The sequence below is a fragment of the Meiothermus taiwanensis WR-220 genome (assembly GCF_003568585.1).
Taxonomy (GTDB): domain Bacteria; phylum Deinococcota; class Deinococci; order Deinococcales; family Thermaceae; genus Meiothermus; species Meiothermus taiwanensis.
In genome coordinates, this window is record NZ_CP021130.1 from 2366141 (window position 1) to 2381764 (window position 15624).

Below are 15624 nucleotides of genomic sequence, written 5' to 3' on the forward strand. Positions count from 1 at the left end.
GTACTAAAAGCCCTGCATTTGTTCGTATAGCGAACATATATACATCTTGCGAACAAGTGTATGCTACACTAGCCGACATGAACCTGCAAGCGCCCCCGATCCCGGAAGAGGCCGATACGGCCCCGGAGGAGCGATTTTTCGTGGAGGCGCTGGCTCGAGGCCTGGCAGTCATGCGCAGCTTCGACCAGCAGCACGAGCGCCTGACCATCAGCGAGGTGGCCCGGCGCACCGAGCTCAACCGGGCCACCGCCCGCCGCTTTTTACTCACCCTGCAGGCCCTGGGCTACGTCGCCAGCGACGGCAAGTTTTTCTGGCTCACCCCCAAGGTGCTCAGCCTGGGCCATGCCTATCTGTCCTCTACCCCTTTGCCCCGGCTCCTGCAGCCGGTGCTGGAGCAGGTGAGCGAGGAGCTGCACGAGTCCTGCTCGGCCAGCATCCTGGAGGACGGCGAGATCGTCTACATCGCCCGTGCCGCCACCCGCCGGGTGATCTCCATCGGGCTGGGGGTGGGCAGCCGCCTGCCCGCCTACTGCACCTCGATGGGGCGGGTGCTGCTGGCGGCCCTGGAAGCGGATCAGCTCAGGGCCTACCTGGACAATACGCCCCTGCTGCCGCTCACCCCCCATACCCTGACCGACCCGCTGCGCCTCCGGGCGGAGCTGGAGCGGGTGCGGGCCCAGGGCTACGCCCTGGTGGATCAGGAGCTGGAACTGGGCCTGCGCTCGATTGCGGTGCCGGTGCGCAACACCCGCGGAAAGGTGCTGGCAGCCATGAACGTAGGGGTACAGGCCGGACGGGTGAGCAAAGAGGAGATGCTCGAGCGCTTTTTACCCGTGCTGCAGCGCGCAGCCCACGGGCTCACACCGTTGCTGGGGATATAAACATGGCTTCTTTTGCAAACCTAGACCACCTGACCTTGCACTACCGGCTCGAGGGCGAGGGTTCGCCCACCCTGGTCTTCCTCAACTCGCTGGGCAGCGATCTGCGCATCTGGGATGGGGTGGTGGCCTCGCTGGAAGGGCGCTGCCGGGTGCTGCGCTACGACCTGCGGGGCCATGGCCTTTCCGACGCGCCGGTGGGGCCTTACACCCTGGAGGATCACAGCTCGGATCTTGCGGCCCTGCTCGAGCGCCTGGGCATAGACCGGGCGGTTCTGGTGGGGATCTCGGTGGGGGGGCTGATTGCCCTGGACTTTGCCCGGCGCTGGCCGGAGCGGGCCGAGGCCCTGGTGCTGTGCGATACCGGGGCCCGCATCGGCAGCGAGGAATCGTGGAACGAGCGGATGGCCGCCATCCGGCAACAGGGTCTGCCGGAGGTGGCCCGTACGGTGATCGCCCGCTGGTTCAGCGAGGATTTTTTTACCCGGCGGAAGGCCGAGGCCGCGGGCTACTACAACATGCTGAGCCGCACCCCGGTGGAGGGGTATCTGGGCACCTGCGCGGCCCTGCGCGACGGCGACCTGCGCCCCTGGCTGGGCGGTATCCGGAGGCCGGCCCTGGTGCTGTGCGGCGAGCTGGATAAGGCCACCCCGCCCGAGCTTTCGCGAGAACTGGCGCAGGGGCTGGGGGCCCGGCTCGAGCTGATCCCCCAGACCGCCCACCTGCCCTGCGTGGAGGCCCCCGCGCTGGTGGGGCAGCACATCCGTAGCTTTCTAAAGGAGTTGGGCTATGTCCGATAGGTATCAGCAGGGCATGAAAACCCGCCGCGCGGTGCTGGGGGAGGCCCATGTCGAACGGGCCGAGGCCGGCAAAACCGAGTTCGACGCCGACTTCCAGCGCTTCATTACCGAGTATGCCTGGGGTGAGCTGTGGCAACGGGGGGGCATCGATCGCAAAACCCGCCACCTGATCACCATTGCCCTGCTGGCGGCCCTGGGCCACGAACACGAACTGGCCATGCACATCCGGGCCACGGCCCGTACCGGGGTGAGCCTGGTTGAGGTGCGGGAGGCCCTGCACCAGGTGGCCGTGTACGCGGGTCTTCCCGCGGCCAACAGCGCTTTTGCAGTAGCCAAGCGTACCTACGTGGAAATGGGGTTGCTTGAGCCTACAGGAGGAAGCCATGAGTGAAGCAGGTCATAAAGGCGTTTTAGATTGGAGCATCCAGCCACCCTACCTGCACGCACCCTATGTAGCCACGGTGCGCAGGGCCCCCCACCACCCCCTGGTGCCCCTCGCGGCCTCGCTGATGGAGCGCACCGGCCCGGTGTACGGCGAAGGGGATATCGGGCCCCTCGACCACGACCTCACCAAAAACGCGGCCAAAAACGGGGAACCCCTGGGCGAACGCATCATCGTTACCGGGCAGGTGCTCGACGAGAACGGGCGCGGGGTGCCAGGGGTCTTGATTGAAATCTGGCAGGCCAATGCAGCCGGGCGCTACGTTCACAAAAACGACCAGCACGACGCGCCTTTAGACCCCAACTTCGTGGGCGCGGGCCGCACCCTCACCGACGAGAAGGGGTTTTATCGCTTTATCAGCATCAAACCGGGGGCCTACCCCTGGAAGAACCACTTCAACGCCTGGCGGCCTGCCCATATCCACTTCTCCCTGATCGGGCGCAATTTCAGCGAGCGGCTGGTGACCCAGATGTACTTTCCTGGCGACCCACTGCTGGAGTACGATCCCATCTACCAGGGGATTCCCAACACCAAGGCCCGCTCGCGCCTGATCTCCCGCTTCGACCTGGAAACCACCCAGCCCGAGTGGGCCCTGGGCTACCGCTTCGACATCGTGCTGGCCGGTTACGACCAGACCTACTTTGAACCGGGAGGCCACTGATGCGCGCACAGTATCCCAGCCAGACCGTGGGCCCCTTCTTCGCCTTTGCCCTGGTACGCGAGGGCGGTAACATTCTGGTCGACGAGCAGACCCTGGGGGAGCGCATCACCCTGAAAGGCCGGGTGCTCGACGGGGACGGTGAGCCGGTAGACGATGCCCTGGTGGAGATCTGGCAGGCCGACGCCCATGGGCGCTTCCGCCACCCGGCGGATCCGCAGTACGCCCAGGCCGACCCCCACTTCAAGGGCTTTGGCCGTTCGGGCACCACCGGCGAGGGTTTTTGCTTCCAGACCATCAAGCCGGGGCCGGTTCCGCCCAGCCCGGTGCCCTGTATAGCCGTCCGGGTGTTCGCCCGCGGCATGCTGATTCACGCGGTCACCCGGGTGTACTTCTCCGACCACGACAACACCCAGGATCCGGTCTTTGCCGGGCTCGACCCCGTGCGGCGCCAGACCCTGGTGGCCCAGCGCTGCGAGCTGCCCAGCGGGGTGGTGTACCGCTGGGATATACGCCTGCAGGGCGAGGGCGAGACGATCTTTTTCGATTTGTAAACCATGCCGTTTTTGCCGCACGAATCGAGGGTCTGGTCGGGGGTTTTTGGCGACCCGGCCCTGGCCGAGATTTTTTCCGAAGAAAACTGGTTAAAGCGGGTGCTCGAGGTCGAAATAGCCCTGGCCAGGGTGGAGGCCCGGCTGGGGCTCATCCCCCCGGAGGCCGCCCAGGCCATCGGCCAACTGGCCGGCTTTACCCCCGACTGGGAGCGCCTGGCCCGGCAGACCGAGCGGGACGGGGTGCCCATCGCCGGCCTGGTGGCCCAGCTCCAGGCCCACCTGGGGCCGGAGTACGGCCGCTACCTGCACCTGGGGGCCACCACCCAGGACATTCTGGATACCGCGCTGGTACTGCAATTACGCGCAGCGCTGGAGCTGCTGGAGGGACGGCTGCGCGAGAGCCTGCAAGGCCTGGCCCGGCTGGCCCGGCAGCACCTCGAGATCCCCATGCCGGGGCGCACCCACGGCCAGCAGGCCCTGCCCATCACCTTTGGCTATAAGGTGGCCGGCTGGATGGCCCCCCTGCTGCGGCATCTGGAGCGGCTGCAGGCCCTCAGAGAACGGGTGCTGGTGGTGCAGATGGGAGGGGCGGTGGGCACCCTGGCCGCGCTGGGGCCGCACGGGGTCGCGGTGATGGAAGGACTGGCCCAGGCGCTGGGGCTCAAGGCCCCTCTGCTGCCCTGGCACACCGCCCGCGACGGCCTGGCCGAGCTGGCCGGCTGGCTCTCAATGCTCAGCGGGAGCCTGGCCAAGATGGCCCAGGACGTTATTCTGCTGGCCCAGAACGAGGTGGGTGAGGTGCACGAGAGCCTCGAGCCCGACCGGGGCGGTTCTTCGACCCTGCCACAGAAGTCCAACCCCATCAAAAGCGAGGTGATCATCGCCGCGGCCCGGGCCAACGCCGCCCTGCTCGCGGCCATGCACCAGGCCCTGATAGCCGAGCACGAGCGGGCCACCCACGCCTGGCAGCTCGAGTGGCTGACGCTGCCGCAGATGCTGGCCCATACCGGGGTGGCCCTCAACCAGGCCGTGTTTCTAAGCCAGAACCTGGCCGTCCACCCCGAGCGGATGCGGGCCAACCTGGCCGCCTCGCGGGGGCTGCTGCTGGCCGAGGCCCTGAGCTTTGCCCTGCTCGAGCACCTGGGAACCCAGGCCAAGGCCCTGGTACGCGAGGCAGCCCAGGTGGCGCTGGCGGAGGGGCGGCACCTGCTGGAGGTGGTGCAGGAGCGGGTGCAGGCGCCGCTGGACTGGGCGGCCCTGCGCGAGGAAGCCTACCTGGGCTCGAGCCGGGTTTTTACCGAGCGGGTGTTGGAGGAAGCCAATCGGCTGCTGGGCCAGCCCGCAGAGGAGGGAGTAAGGTGAAGCGAGTACCGCGAATTACGCCGCAGGAAGCGGCCTCGATGGTCAAAGATGGCGATATTTTGTTGGTGGGGGGTTTTGGCATGACCGGCAATCCGGTGCACCTCCTGCACGCCCTGGCGGAGACCTCGGTCAGAAACCTGGTCTACGTAGCCAACAACGTGGGCGAGCCGGGGCTGGGAGGGGGCCGGCTGCTGCGCAACGGCCAGATTCGCAAGGCCATCGGTTCGTATTTCACCTCCAACCCCGAGGCCGTGCAGGCTGCACAGAGCGGGGCCATCGAGGTGGAACTGCTGCCGCAAGGCTCGCTGGCCGAGGCCATCCGGGCCGGGGGGGCGGGTCTGGGCGGCTTCTACACCCCCACCGCGGCCGGAACCCTGCTGGCTGAGGGCAAGGAGACCCGCGTGATAGGTGGTAAGACCTACGTGCTGGTCGAGCCCATCCGGGGCAATGTGGCCTTTATCCGGGCCTGGAAGGCGGATGAGGCCGGCAACCTGGTCTACCGCATGACCGAGCAGAACTTCAACAAGGCCATGGCCACCGCCGCCGACCTGGTCATCGCCGAGGTGGAGCAGATCGTGCCGGTGGGGGCCCTGGACCCCGACCAGATCCACACCCCGGGCTGCTACGTGGACTACCTGGTGGAGGCCAGGATGACCCCCGAGGATCTGGGCTCCTCCGCCTCCATCGAAAACTCCAGTAAAAAGGTGGATCCCCTGCGCCTGCGCATGGCCCAGCGGGCTTTGCAGGAGCTGAAGCCCGGACAGGTGGTCAACCTGGGCATCGGCATCCCCACCCTGATTGCCGACCTGATCACCCCGGAGATGGGCATCATCCTGCACACCGAGAACGGGATGCTGGGCGTGGGGCCGGCCCCGGAAGAAGGGGGGGCCATGGATTACCCGGTCAACGCTGGGAAAATCCCGGTGACCGCCCTGCCCGGGGCCTCTTACTTCGATAGCGCCGACTCCTTTGCCATGATTCGCGGGGGGCATGTGGACGTGGCGGTGATGGGTGGTTTGCAGGTGGACGAAAAGGCCAACCTGGCCAACTGGGCCGTTCCGGGCAAGCCCCTGCTGGGGGTGGGAGGGGCCATGGATCTGGCCTCGGGGGCTAAAAAGCTCATCATCACCATGACCCATACCAACCCCGACGGCTCCCCCAAGATCGTACCGGAGTGCACCCTGCCGCTCACCGCGGTGGGCGCGGTGGATCTGGTCATTACCGAGCTGGCGGTGTTTGGCTACCCCGAGGGGCGTCTGACCCTGCTCGAGCTGATGCCGGGAGTGACCCTCGAGGAGGTCAGGGCTAAGACCTCGGCCCGCTTTGTGGAGGCCTTGCGGTAGGCTGGCGGTTCCAGTCGCCCAGATACCTGAGCACCACCGGCAGAGCCAGGCCAAAGCCAAACCACAGATAAGAAAGGCTACCGCCGATAAGAAGCGCCGCCGGTGGAAAGGCCAGCGCTGCCAGCACCACACCCCGGTAGCGGCTCTGCGTCAGCAAAAAGGCCAGCCCAAACAGCCCCAAAGCGGCCGCGAGCAGGGCTGGCTGGACCGCGAACAAGACCCCCACCGAAGGGGCGATGCCCTTGCCCCCACGCCCCAGCAGCCACAGCGAGTAGCAGTGCCCCAGCACCGCCAGGGCCCCGGCCAGCAGCCCGCCGCCGGGGTCGCGCACCAGAAACTCGCCCAGCGCCACCGCCATAATGCCCTTGGAAACGTCCAGCACCAGCACCATCAGCCCCGGCACGGCCCCCAGCACCCGCCAGGCGTTGGTGGCCCCGATGTTGCCCGAGCCTTCCTGCAGCAGATTTTTGTTTTGCAGCACCCCAAACCAGTAGGCAAAAGGCAGTGAACCCAGCAGATAACCGCCCAGGGCCGCATAAAGCCATTCCATAGCCTTCAGGCTATCAGATGGCAGTGGGGTGGGCGCGCCGAAGCTTTGAACATTTATGCAACCTTACCCCCTGCTTATGCGTGTGGGTGTGGGCCGGCGACGGCATCTTGATGCAGGCCCATTTCGCAGACCGCTGCCGCACAGCCTGCTATTTTCCGGACAAAACCACCTTGACCGGGCTGGGTGGGGTATGTATCCTTATACTTCATGCCCGGGTTGTATCCAGGGCGGTTTGGCGGTACTGTATGGCTTTGTGTGGGGCCTATAGCCCGTTCCGAGGTGAATGAATGAAAATCGTGCTTGCATACTCCGGCGGTCTGGACACCAGCATCATCCTTAAGTGGCTCATCGAAAACTACAACGCCGAGGTGATCACCTTCACCGCCGATATCGGCCAGGGCGAGGAGGTCGAGGAGGCCCGCCGCAAGGCCCTCCAGACCGGGGCCAGCAAGGCCTATGCCCTGGATCTGCGCGAGGAGTTCGTGCGCGACTTTGTTTTTCCCATGATGCGCTCGGGGGCGCTCTACGAGGGCTACTACCTGCTGGGCACCTCCATCGCCCGCCCGCTGATTGCCAAGCACCTGGTGCGCATTGCCCAGGAGGAGGGGGCCGAGGCCATCGCCCACGGGGCGACCGGCAAAGGCAACGACCAGGTGCGCTTCGAGCTGACCGCCTACGCCCTCAAGCCCGACATCAAAGTAATCGCCCCCTGGCGCGAGTGGAACCTGGTGAGCCGGCCCCAGATGATGGAGTATGCAGCCATGCACGGGATTCCGGTGCCCACCACCCTCGAGAAGCCCTACAGCGTGGACTCCAACCTATTGCACAACTCCTTCGAGGGCGGGGTGCTGGAAGACCCCTGGGCCGAGCCGCCGGCCGGGATGTTCCGCCTGACCCAGGACCCCTGGCAGGCCCCCGACGAGCCTGAGCTGGTGGAAATTCAGGTCGAAGGTGGGGATGTGGTGGCGGTGAATGGGGAGCGGCTTAGCCCTGCCAATCTCCTGGCAAAACTCAACGAAATTGGCGGGCGGCACGGCATCGGACGGGTGGATCTGGTGGAGAACCGCTTCGTGGGGATGAAGTCGCGCGGGGTCTACGAGACCCCCGGCGGCACCCTGATCTACCACGCGCGGCGGGCCGTCGAGAGCCTCACCCTCGACCGTGAGGTGCTGCACCAGCGCGACCAGCTCTCGGTCAAGTACGCCGAGCTGGTCTACAACGGCTTCTGGTTTGCCCCCGAGCGCGAGGCTTTGCAGGCCTACATGGATCACGTGGCCAAGAGCGTCAGCGGCACGGTGCGCTTCCGGCTCTACAAGGGCAACATCATCCTGGCCGGGCGCAAGTCGCCCCTCTCGCTCTACGACAAGAGCCTGGTCTCCTTCGACGAGAAAGGTGGCTACAACCAGGCCGACGCCGACGGCTTCATCAAGCTCAACTCGCTGCGCTTGCGGGTACGGGCCAAAGCTCAACCGAAGGACTGAGGGAGCCCGGCATGGCCGCCCAGGTATGCGTTCGCCCCGCCACCCCTGCCGATGCAGCGGCCATGGCCCAGGTGGTGCGGCAGGCCTGGGCCGACCGGGTGGCAGGGGACTCCTCGGGGCATCGGGAAAGCCTCGAGCAGGTGCGGGCCGACCTCGAGCGCGGCTACGGCTGGGTGGCCCTGGATGGAGAAGTGGTGGTGGGTACGGTGCGCCTGGTACGGCACCCGGATCCGCTGGAGCGGGGGGTGTGGGAGGTGCGGAGGCTGGGGGTGCTGCCCGGGTACCGCCGGCAGGGGGTGGCCCACCGGCTGATGGAAGCCCTGCTGCGGCAGGCCTTCGAGCTGCGGGCCAGGGAGCTGCGGCTGGCCGTGCGCCACGACCAGCCCAAACTCCTGAAGTGGTACACCCAGTTTGGCTTTACCTACGACCCCAATCTGCGCTACAGCATGCCCAACCCCCAGACCCCGCCCCCTTTTGTGATGTCGAAAAAGCTCGAGGTGCAGTCGTGACGAGGAGGAAGGTTTGAGCCAGGAAACCCAAAAAACCTGGGGCGGCCGCTTCAGCGAGGCCCCCAGCCGGATCGCCCAGGAGTTCAACGCCTCCTGGAGCTTCGATAAGCGCCTGGCCCTGGTGGACATCCAGGGCTCGCTGGCCCACGCGGCCATGCTGGCCCAGCAGGGCATCCTGACCCCCGAGGAAGAGGCCCAGATCCGCCAGGGCCTTCTGGACGTGCAGCAGGAGATCCTGGAGGGCCGCTTCCAGTGGCGGGAGGAGCTGGAGGACGTGCACATGAACATCGAGGCCCGCCTGATCGAGCGGGTGGGCCCGGTGGGGGGCAAGCTGCACACCGCCCGCAGCCGCAACGACCAGGTGGCCACCGACCTGCGCCTGTGGGTGCGGGGCGAGCTAACCCGCTTACTGGACGAACTCAAGGCGCTGCGCAAGGTTTTGCTGCAGGAGGCCGAGAAGTACCTCGAGCCCCCCCTCATCCTGCCCGGCTACACCCACCTGCAGCGGGCCATGCCGGTGCTGCTCTCGCACTGGTTCCTGGCCTACTACGAGATGATCTCCCGCGACGCCGGCCGCCTGCAGGACGCCCTTCGGCGCCTGAATGAGTCGCCCCTGGGGGCGGCGGCCCTGGCCGGCACCGGCTTCCCCATCGACCGCCACGCCACCGCCCGGGCTTTGGGCTTTGAGCGCCCCATGCGCAACTCCATGGACGCGGTGGCCTCGCGCGACTTCGTGCTCGAGGTGCTGGCGGCTTTAGCCATCGGCCAGATCACCCTCTCGCGCCTGGCCGAGGAGATCGTGCTTTACACCACCGCCGAGTTCGGCTTCGCCGAGCTGCCCGATGCCTTCTCCACCGGATCTTCCATCATGCCCCAGAAGAAAAACGCCGACCACGCCGAGCTCATCCGGGGCAAGGCGGGCCGGGTGCTGGGCAGCTTTGTGGCGCTGGCCACCCTGACCAAGGGCCTGCCCCTGGCCTACAACAAAGACCTGCAGGAGGATAAAGAACCCCTCTTCGACGCGGTGGACACCTACCGGGCCTCGGTCAAGCTGCTGGCCGCCATGCTGCCGGGCCTGACCTGGAAACCCGAGCCCATGCGCAGGGCCGCCGAGTCGGGCTTCTCGCTGGCCACCGAGCTGGCCGACTACCTGGCCGAGCACGGCCTGCCCTTCCGCGAAGCCCACCACGTGGTAGGGCGCATCGTGCGGTACTGCCTCGATCGCGGCAAAGAGCTCTGCGACCTGAGCCTGTCCGAGCTGCAAGCGTTTCATCCGCTGTTTGGCGAGGATGCCTTGCCGCTCACCCGCCTGGAAACCGCCATCCACCGGCGACGAAGCTACGGCGGCACCGCGCCCGAGGCGGTGCGGGAGGCTTTGCGGCAGGCCAGGCTCGAGCTCGAAGAATCAAGCGGGATGGGGGAGGCTTTAGAGAGAGATGAGCACGATTGAAGTTGGAACCACCGTGCTGCCCAAGGTGCGCTGGAACGCCCAGGTGGAGCTGCGCAAGGCCCGGATGAAGGATGTGGAGCCGATCTACACCCTCATCAAGTACTGGGCCGAGCGCGGCCTGATGCTGGTGCGCAGCCACAACCACCTGTACGAAAACCTGCGCGACTTTTTCGTGCTGGAAGACGAGGACGGGCAGATTGTGGGCAGCGGGGCCCTGCACATCCTCTGGCACGACATCGCCGAGGTGCGCGGTCTGGCCATCCACCCCGAGCGGCAAGGGCAGGGCTTGGGCCGCTGGATTGCCCTGGCCGCCGAGCGCGAGGCCAAAGACCTGGGCATCCCCCAGATCTTCGCCTGGACGCTGCAGGTGCGGTTTTTTACCTCCCTGGGCTACCAGGTGACCACCCGCGAGCAGCTCCCGCCCAAGGTGTTCGCCGAGTGCAGCGCCTGCCCCTTCTACGACAACTGCCGCGAGATCGGGGTGACCAAGGTGCTGGATCCGGAAAACGCCTACCGCAAGCCCGGGGCATGAACCGGACAATCCCGCTATGTGGCCCGGCGCACCCGGGCTAACCTTTAGAATCGGAAGGTATGGGATTGATCAGCGAATACCTCTCGGCGGCGCTGCGGCAGGCCCGCTACAAACCAAGCGAGGGTGGGTTTATCGAGGCCAGTGTGCCGGGCTTGAGCGGTGTGATGGTGCGGGGGCGCACCTTTGAGGAGTGCCGCGAGCGCTTACAGGACGAGCTCGAGCTCTACCTAGCCCGCACCCTGCTGGCCCACGAGGCCCTGCCGGAGATACCGGGGGCCTCTGGCGCCCTGCAGGCCCTGGCCCTGGAGATTCACCCCAGCGCCAGCCTGGTCGAGCAGACCATCCTCCAGACCGCCCGCACCATCCTCGAGGAAGTGCGGCTGCTGCGGCGCGGGGGCGGAAGCCCGGAAAAACCACGAACCCCGGAGGCCCGGCGGCCCTCGCTGCGCATCTCCGAGTATGTGCAGGAGGGGGGGCTGGGTCTACAACCCGCCCACAACGGCCTGAGCGAGGCCGAGGAAAAAATCTTTGAGCGGGTGAGCAGTTTCCTAGGCGAGCGCTACAGTTCGCTCGAGGGCCTCTACCAGAAGCTCAAGGCCGCCACCCAGAAGAATGGCGGCGAGTTCCAGTACTCATTGGCCTCGCTCAGCCAGCAGGACATCGGCACCAACACCCAGTTGTGCACCCTGCTCAAGGAGGGGGGCCTGCTCAAGAGCTATACCTACAGCTCCAAACAGCGCCGCATATACGGCCGCCTCTCCGACGACAGCAAGACCCGCAGCCTTCTGACGGGGGGCTGGCTCGAGCGCTACGCCCGCCAGGTGGTGCAGCTCACCCTGCGGCGGCGCAACATCCCCCACGACCTGCTTTTGAACCCGGTGCTGCTCTATCCCAACGGCGACCGCTTCGAGGTAGACCTGCTGCTGCGCACCCCCCAGCTCTTCCTGCTTCTGGAGTGCAAGACCGGGGGTTACGAGGAGAACCTCGAGCGCCACCAGCGCATCGCCGCCGACCTGCGCATTCCCGCCAAGCAGGTGCTGTACCTGCTCCTGGGCGTGCCCGAGACCGTGCTGGACGAGCTAAGCCGCCAGTGGGGCTTTACCTTCGTCAACGAGAAAACCCTGCCCGAGCGGCTCGAGCGCCTGCTGGGCTAGTTGCCAGGGTGAGAGCCAAGATTGCATAGATTTGCAAAAAACCTGTATATTGTTCGTTTGAGAAGAGAGGCGCTGGCATGAGAGAACGCGCAGTTTTGGTTCTGGAAGATGGCACCACCTACCACGGCTACGCCTTCGGGCACCGCGGCAAGAGCGTGGGCGAGGTGGTGTTCAACACCGCCCAGACCGGCTACCAGGAGATCCTGACCGACCCCAGCTACAACGGGCAGATCGTGGTGATGACCTACCCCCACCAGGGCAACTACGGGGTGAACGTCTTCGACATGGAGTCGAACCGGCCCTGGGTGCGGGGGTTTGTAGCGCGGGAGTTCAGCAAGTACACCGCCGGCCCCCGCGCCCAGCAGAGCCTGGAAGAGTTCATGCGCGATACGGGGGTGATCGGCCTCGAGGGCATTGACACCCGCGCGTTGGTGCGCAAAATCCGCGAGGGCGGGGTGATGAAAGGCGTGATTGCCCACGCCACCCACTTCGGCTCGCCCAGCTACCGCTTTACCCCCGAGGACATCGCGGCCCTGCGCGAGGAAGCCCGCAAATGGACCGACATCGACGGGCGCGACATGACCCCCGAGGTCTCCACCCCGCTGCCCTACCAGTTTCCCACCTTCAAGGGGCAGCGCCGGGTGGTGGTGATGGACTTCGGCATCAAGCACGCCCAGATGCGCTACATGGCCGAGCTGGGCTTCGAGCTGATCGTGGTGCCGGGCAAAACCAGCCCCGCACAGATCATGGCCCTGGAGCCCCACGGCCTGTTCGTCTCCAACGGCCCCGGCGACCCCAGCATGCCCCGCTACGCCCACGAGACCCTCTGGAAGCTGATGGGCCTCCTGCCCACCTTTGGCATCTGCCTGGGCCACCAGCTCCTGGGCCTGGCCGCCGGGGGGCGCACCTTCAAGCTCAAGTTTGGGCACCGGGGGGCCAACCACCCGGTCAAGAACCTGCTCACCGGCAAGATCGAGATCACCAGCCAGAACCACGGCTACGCCGTCGACCCCGACACCCTCAAGGACTTCAAGCCCACCCACATCAACCTCAACGACGGCACCCTGGAGGGCATGGCCCACCTGCGCTACCCGGTGTTCAGCGTGCAGTACCACCCCGAGGCCTGCCCCGGCCCCCACGACTCCATCTACCTCTTCCACCGCTTCCTGGAAGAAGTGGATGCCTTCAACGGCCTGACCGGGATGCCCGTAGAGAAGCAGCGCGTGGGGGGGCTGGGGATTTAGTGCAATATTTCCGCTTTGTTGTGGTGATAGGCGCTGCTGCATTTGAACCGGCACAAAACCAGTCACCGCGTTGAGCTTTGCGGCAAATCGGTAGCGCGTTTTGGTGTGCAGGCGTACCCACAGCTATTGGCCTCAAGCCTAATTCTGGGGTCAGAAGTTTGGCGCGAACCTCAGTTATTCTCGTGCTTTGAGGAGATGCCCCAGAACGCTCTTCACAGAGCTATTTTCAATGCTCTAGCCTTGCTACAATAACGCTGTGACGCTTTCGAGGCTGGAAAATATCTTGAAAGACCACCAAGCCGAGCTGCATGCGTTTGGGGTTCGGCAGCTTTATATTGTGGGTTCCGTGGCCAGGGGGGAGGCACGGCCCGGCAGCGATGTTGACTTTGTGGTTGAACTCGAGCGCTACACGTTGCGTGATTTCGTAGGGCTCAAGCTGGCCCTCGAGGACTGGCTTGGTATGGCTGTTGATCTGGCTACCCTAAGAAGCCTCAAACCCCGGCTTCGTAAGGAGCTCGAGGGAGACATGAAGCGTGTCGCTTAGGCTAGACCTGTACTTTCAGGACATCCTTGAGGCTATCGCCCGCATTCGCCGCTATACCCAGGGTCTGGCCTTCGAGGATTTTGATCAAAATGAGCTAGTTGTAGATGCATGTATTCGCAATTTTTTAGTCATAGGTGAAGCGGTTAAGCAAATCCCAGACGAGTTGCGTCTCCGGCAGCCCGAAATCCCTTGGCGCTTGATTGCGGGGATGCGAGATGTACTGGTTCATGCCTACTTCTCCACGGATAGCCGGGTGCTTTGGGACGTGATTGAAAATGAACTAGAGCCTCTGGAACAGGCTATTGGAAAGATGCTCGCCAATGAGGCTTCCGAGTAGCTCCCAAGTGTCCTGTGCGGGTTTTGGCTGAAAGCGCAGATTTATTGGTTATCCACCGCGCCTGAACTCCAGCAGCTCACTGCTCTGCCCGCCCAAATTGCCCTCGCTGACCTGCTTGACCACCCCCACCCCCTCGGCAAACCAATAGGTGGCCTTGCCGCTGAGGCCGATGCCGAACTCACCTCGAAACACAGCCTCGACCCGCAGGGCTTCGAACTGGCCGGCGGCTACGGTGATGCTCTCTTTCGCCACGATGCGGTTTTCGACCTCGAGGAACCCGGTGAGATCGAAAAATGCTATTCTTCCCTTCAACTCATAGCGGTAGGCCCAGCGCCCCCCTACCAGCCAGGTTTCACCGCTGGGGATGATCACGCCCGTCAACTTGGTGAACCGCAGGCTACCCCCCGGAATGGCCCGCTCACCCTCTGGCAAGGTGCGCAAGCCCTGGGGGGTGCACACCCACTGGGTGGTCTCGGTGCGGTCGGGGTAGCGGCGTTGCTCGAGCAGGGTGCTGGAGCCTGTGGGTGTAAAGGTTTGGACGTAGGTTTGGTTGCTGCTCAATTCGCGATAGCGCCAGCGCAGGCTGGGATCGGTGGGGTAGAAGGGGCTCGAGCACACATTGCCCAAAGCCAGGCCACCCAACCCTAGCACCATGCCAAAAACCCAGGCTTTCATACCCCCAATGGTGGGCTTTTAGCTTCGGGGAGATGTGGAAGCATCTGACAAAATCCCCCTTGCTCAAGAAATCGTTAACCGCCCAATACCACGGGCCAGCAGAACGCCCGGGGTGCTTTGCAGGGGAAAGCCTGTTCGCTTATGCTCGACTTTGGGCGGCAAGCCCGTACAATACCCCAATGGGCTATCTCGCTCAGGCACAAACATGGAAACCCCACCCCACCGGCCCCGGTCACACCGTGGTGGGGGAGGTGCTGGTCTACGAGGACTTGCGCAGCCCACAACTGGGCAATCAGCGTGACATCCTGGTCTACCTGCCGCCTTCCTACCGTAAAAGCAGCCGTCGCTACCCGGTGCTCTATATGCACGATGGCCAGAACCTCTTCGACGAGGCCACCAGCTATGTGGGCGAGTGGCAGGTGGACGAGAGCATGGAGATGCTGGCTCGAGAAGGGATAGAGGTCATTGTGGTGGGCATTCCCAACATGGGGGTGGAGCGCCTCAACGAATACAGCCCCTTCCACGACCCCAAGCATGGGGGCGGTAAGGGCGGGAAGTACCTCAAGTTTTTGGTCGAGACCGTCAAGCCCTTCATCGACGACGAGTTCCGCACCCTGCCCGACCGCGAGCATACCGCTGTGGTGGGCTCCTCGATGGGGGGCTTTATCAGTCTTTGCGCTTACTACATGCACCCCGAGATCTTTGGTAAAGCGGGCTTGGTAAGCCCCGCATTCTGGTTTGCCGATGGGGCCATCTACAGCTTTGTGGAAAAAGCCCCTCAGGTGCCCGGCAAGCTCTACATGGATGTGGGCTTCCGTGAGCTCACCCTCTCGCACGTGAGCAGCCGCCAATACCTGGATGGGGTGCGGCGCATGCACCGCCTGCTACTACAGAAAGGCTGGCAGCCCGGCCACGATTATCTTTATCTGGAAGACCCGGAGGGCGTGCACAACGAAGGCCACTGGGCGCGACGTTTTCCCGAGATGATGCGTTTTTTGTTTGGCGATAAGATCGAAGCGCAGCAAGGGTAGCGGCCGTGCGGTAGCCCGACCGCGGGCTTGGCCTGGCACCGCGCCGCGCCCCCGGTGTTGAAATTCCAGGCCTGATCCGG

Annotated in this window: 18 protein-coding genes; 16 read left to right on the plus strand and 2 right to left on the minus strand. The window is 64.9% G+C overall.

The window, feature by feature from the left end; genetic code table 11:
• Positions 1-77: 77 nt before the first annotated feature.
• From MTAI_RS11640 to MTAI_RS15620, 7 genes are read left to right on the plus strand one after another with little or no spacing between them, the layout of a single operon-like run.
• The gene (locus MTAI_RS11640; RefSeq protein ID WP_027886488.1) at positions 78-881 is read left to right on the plus strand and encodes an IclR family transcriptional regulator; all 804 of its coding nucleotides are present in this window, start codon (positions 78-80) and stop codon (positions 879-881) included.
• Between the two features lie 2 nt (positions 882-883).
• The gene (gene pcaD / locus MTAI_RS11645) at positions 884-1678 is read left to right on the plus strand and encodes a 3-oxoadipate enol-lactonase (protein WP_036196737.1); all 795 of its coding nucleotides are present in this window, start codon (positions 884-886) and stop codon (positions 1676-1678) included.
• Positions 1668-2069 carry a 4-carboxymuconolactone decarboxylase gene (pcaC, locus tag MTAI_RS11650; RefSeq protein ID WP_027886489.1) on the plus strand — a complete coding sequence of 134 codons (402 nt, stop codon included), beginning with the start codon at positions 1668-1670 and terminating at the stop codon, positions 2067-2069. Before pcaD ends, pcaC begins: the two co-directional genes overlap by 11 nt.
• Positions 2062-2781, plus strand: a complete 720-nt coding sequence (gene pcaH, locus MTAI_RS11655; RefSeq protein ID WP_027886490.1) for a protocatechuate 3,4-dioxygenase subunit beta — start codon at positions 2062-2064, stop codon at positions 2779-2781. Before pcaC ends, pcaH begins: the two co-directional genes overlap by 8 nt.
• Positions 2781-3332 (plus strand): protocatechuate 3,4-dioxygenase subunit alpha, encoded by a 552-nt coding sequence (pcaG, locus tag MTAI_RS11660; protein WP_027886491.1) that lies wholly within the window; start codon positions 2781-2783, stop codon positions 3330-3332. The genes pcaH and pcaG overlap by 1 nt, the downstream gene beginning before the upstream one ends.
• Before the next feature lie 3 nt (positions 3333-3335).
• A complete protein-coding gene (gene pcaB / locus MTAI_RS11665) occupies positions 3336-4694 on the plus strand; it encodes a 3-carboxy-cis,cis-muconate cycloisomerase (RefSeq protein WP_027886492.1) in 1359 nt (452 codons plus the stop codon).
• Positions 4691-6037 carry a 3-oxoacid CoA-transferase gene (locus MTAI_RS15620; protein ID WP_081698338.1) on the plus strand — a complete coding sequence of 449 codons (1347 nt, stop codon included), beginning with the start codon at positions 4691-4693 and terminating at the stop codon, positions 6035-6037. Before pcaB ends, MTAI_RS15620 begins: the two co-directional genes overlap by 4 nt.
• Here the strand turns inward: MTAI_RS15620 and MTAI_RS11675 are convergent.
• Complete coding sequence (locus tag MTAI_RS11675; RefSeq protein WP_027886494.1) at positions 6000-6587, minus strand: glycerol-3-phosphate acyltransferase; 588 nt, start codon at positions 6585-6587, stop codon at positions 6000-6002. The two genes, MTAI_RS15620 and MTAI_RS11675, sit on opposite strands and share 38 nt — an antisense overlap.
• Before the next feature lie 287 nt (positions 6588-6874).
• Here MTAI_RS11675 and MTAI_RS11680 point away from each other — a divergent pair, with 287 nt between their 5' ends.
• The 8 genes from MTAI_RS11680 (at position 6875) to MTAI_RS11715 (ending at position 13838) form a co-directional block, all read left to right on the plus strand.
• A complete protein-coding gene (locus MTAI_RS11680; RefSeq protein ID WP_027886495.1) occupies positions 6875-8068 on the plus strand; it encodes an argininosuccinate synthase in 1194 nt (397 codons plus the stop codon).
• Positions 8069-8079: 11 nt separating this feature from the next.
• The gene (locus MTAI_RS11685; RefSeq protein ID WP_027886496.1) at positions 8080-8577 is read left to right on the plus strand and encodes a GNAT family N-acetyltransferase; all 498 of its coding nucleotides are present in this window, start codon (positions 8080-8082) and stop codon (positions 8575-8577) included.
• 13 nt (positions 8578-8590) lie between these two features.
• The gene (argH, locus tag MTAI_RS11690) at positions 8591-10027 is read left to right on the plus strand and encodes an argininosuccinate lyase (protein WP_027886497.1); all 1437 of its coding nucleotides are present in this window, start codon (positions 8591-8593) and stop codon (positions 10025-10027) included.
• Positions 10014-10559, plus strand: coding sequence for an N-acetyltransferase (locus tag MTAI_RS11695; RefSeq protein WP_027886498.1), 546 nt, complete (start codon positions 10014-10016; stop codon positions 10557-10559). Before argH ends, MTAI_RS11695 begins: the two co-directional genes overlap by 14 nt.
• Before the next feature lie 59 nt (positions 10560-10618).
• On the plus strand, positions 10619-11713 hold the full coding sequence (locus MTAI_RS11700) for a type II toxin-antitoxin system HicB family antitoxin (protein WP_027886499.1): 1095 nt from the start codon (positions 10619-10621) through the stop codon (positions 11711-11713).
• Positions 11714-11790: 77 nt separating this feature from the next.
• Complete coding sequence (gene carA / locus MTAI_RS11705) at positions 11791-12957, plus strand: glutamine-hydrolyzing carbamoyl-phosphate synthase small subunit (RefSeq protein WP_027886500.1); 1167 nt, start codon at positions 11791-11793, stop codon at positions 12955-12957.
• 256 nt (positions 12958-13213) lie between these two features.
• Complete coding sequence (locus tag MTAI_RS11710; protein ID WP_027886501.1) at positions 13214-13501, plus strand: nucleotidyltransferase family protein; 288 nt, start codon at positions 13214-13216, stop codon at positions 13499-13501.
• Entirely contained in the window at positions 13491-13838 is a 348-nt protein-coding gene (locus MTAI_RS11715; RefSeq protein ID WP_027886502.1) for a HepT-like ribonuclease domain-containing protein, read from the plus strand. The genes MTAI_RS11710 and MTAI_RS11715 overlap by 11 nt, the downstream gene beginning before the upstream one ends.
• A 48-nt stretch (positions 13839-13886) precedes the next feature.
• Here the strand turns inward: MTAI_RS11715 and MTAI_RS11720 are convergent, their stop codons facing one another.
• Positions 13887-14513: a TapB family protein gene (locus MTAI_RS11720; protein ID WP_027886503.1), complete on the minus strand. Its 627-nt coding sequence runs from the start codon at positions 14511-14513 to the stop codon at positions 13887-13889.
• A gap of 179 nt (positions 14514-14692) precedes the next feature.
• Between MTAI_RS11720 and MTAI_RS11725 the strand changes: the two genes are divergently transcribed.
• Positions 14693-15544, plus strand: a complete 852-nt coding sequence (locus MTAI_RS11725; RefSeq protein WP_027886504.1) for an alpha/beta hydrolase — start codon at positions 14693-14695, stop codon at positions 15542-15544.
• The last annotated feature ends 80 nt before the right edge of the window (positions 15545-15624 follow it).

Bases quoted from the DNA above. Each gene is read 5' to 3' on its own strand.
- MTAI_RS11700 (WP_027886499.1), top strand. From the start codon at position 10,619: ATGGGATTGATCAGCGAATACCTCTCGGCGGCGCTGCGGCAGGCCCGC.
- pcaD (WP_036196737.1), top strand. From the start codon at position 884: ATGGCTTCTTTTGCAAACCTAGACCACCTGACCTTGCACTACCGGCTC.
- pcaG (WP_027886491.1), top strand. From the start codon at position 2,781: ATGCGCGCACAGTATCCCAGCCAGACCGTGGGCCCCTTCTTCGCCTTT.
- pcaB (WP_027886492.1), top strand. From the start codon at position 3,336: ATGCCGTTTTTGCCGCACGAATCGAGGGTCTGGTCGGGGGTTTTTGGC.
- MTAI_RS11685 (WP_027886496.1), top strand. From the start codon at position 8,080: ATGGCCGCCCAGGTATGCGTTCGCCCCGCCACCCCTGCCGATGCAGCG.
- MTAI_RS11695 (WP_027886498.1), top strand. From the start codon at position 10,014: ATGAGCACGATTGAAGTTGGAACCACCGTGCTGCCCAAGGTGCGCTGG.
- MTAI_RS11720 (WP_027886503.1), bottom strand. From the start codon at position 14,513: ATGAAAGCCTGGGTTTTTGGCATGGTGCTAGGGTTGGGTGGCCTGGCT.
- MTAI_RS11640 (WP_027886488.1), top strand. From the start codon at position 78: ATGAACCTGCAAGCGCCCCCGATCCCGGAAGAGGCCGATACGGCCCCG.
- pcaC (WP_027886489.1), top strand. From the start codon at position 1,668: ATGTCCGATAGGTATCAGCAGGGCATGAAAACCCGCCGCGCGGTGCTG.
- MTAI_RS11675 (WP_027886494.1), bottom strand. From the start codon at position 6,587: ATGGAATGGCTTTATGCGGCCCTGGGCGGTTATCTGCTGGGTTCACTG.
- carA (WP_027886500.1), top strand. From the start codon at position 11,791: ATGAGAGAACGCGCAGTTTTGGTTCTGGAAGATGGCACCACCTACCAC.
- MTAI_RS11725 (WP_027886504.1), top strand. From the start codon at position 14,693: ATGGGCTATCTCGCTCAGGCACAAACATGGAAACCCCACCCCACCGGC.
- MTAI_RS11680 (WP_027886495.1), top strand. From the start codon at position 6,875: ATGAAAATCGTGCTTGCATACTCCGGCGGTCTGGACACCAGCATCATC.
- pcaH (WP_027886490.1), top strand. From the start codon at position 2,062: ATGAGTGAAGCAGGTCATAAAGGCGTTTTAGATTGGAGCATCCAGCCA.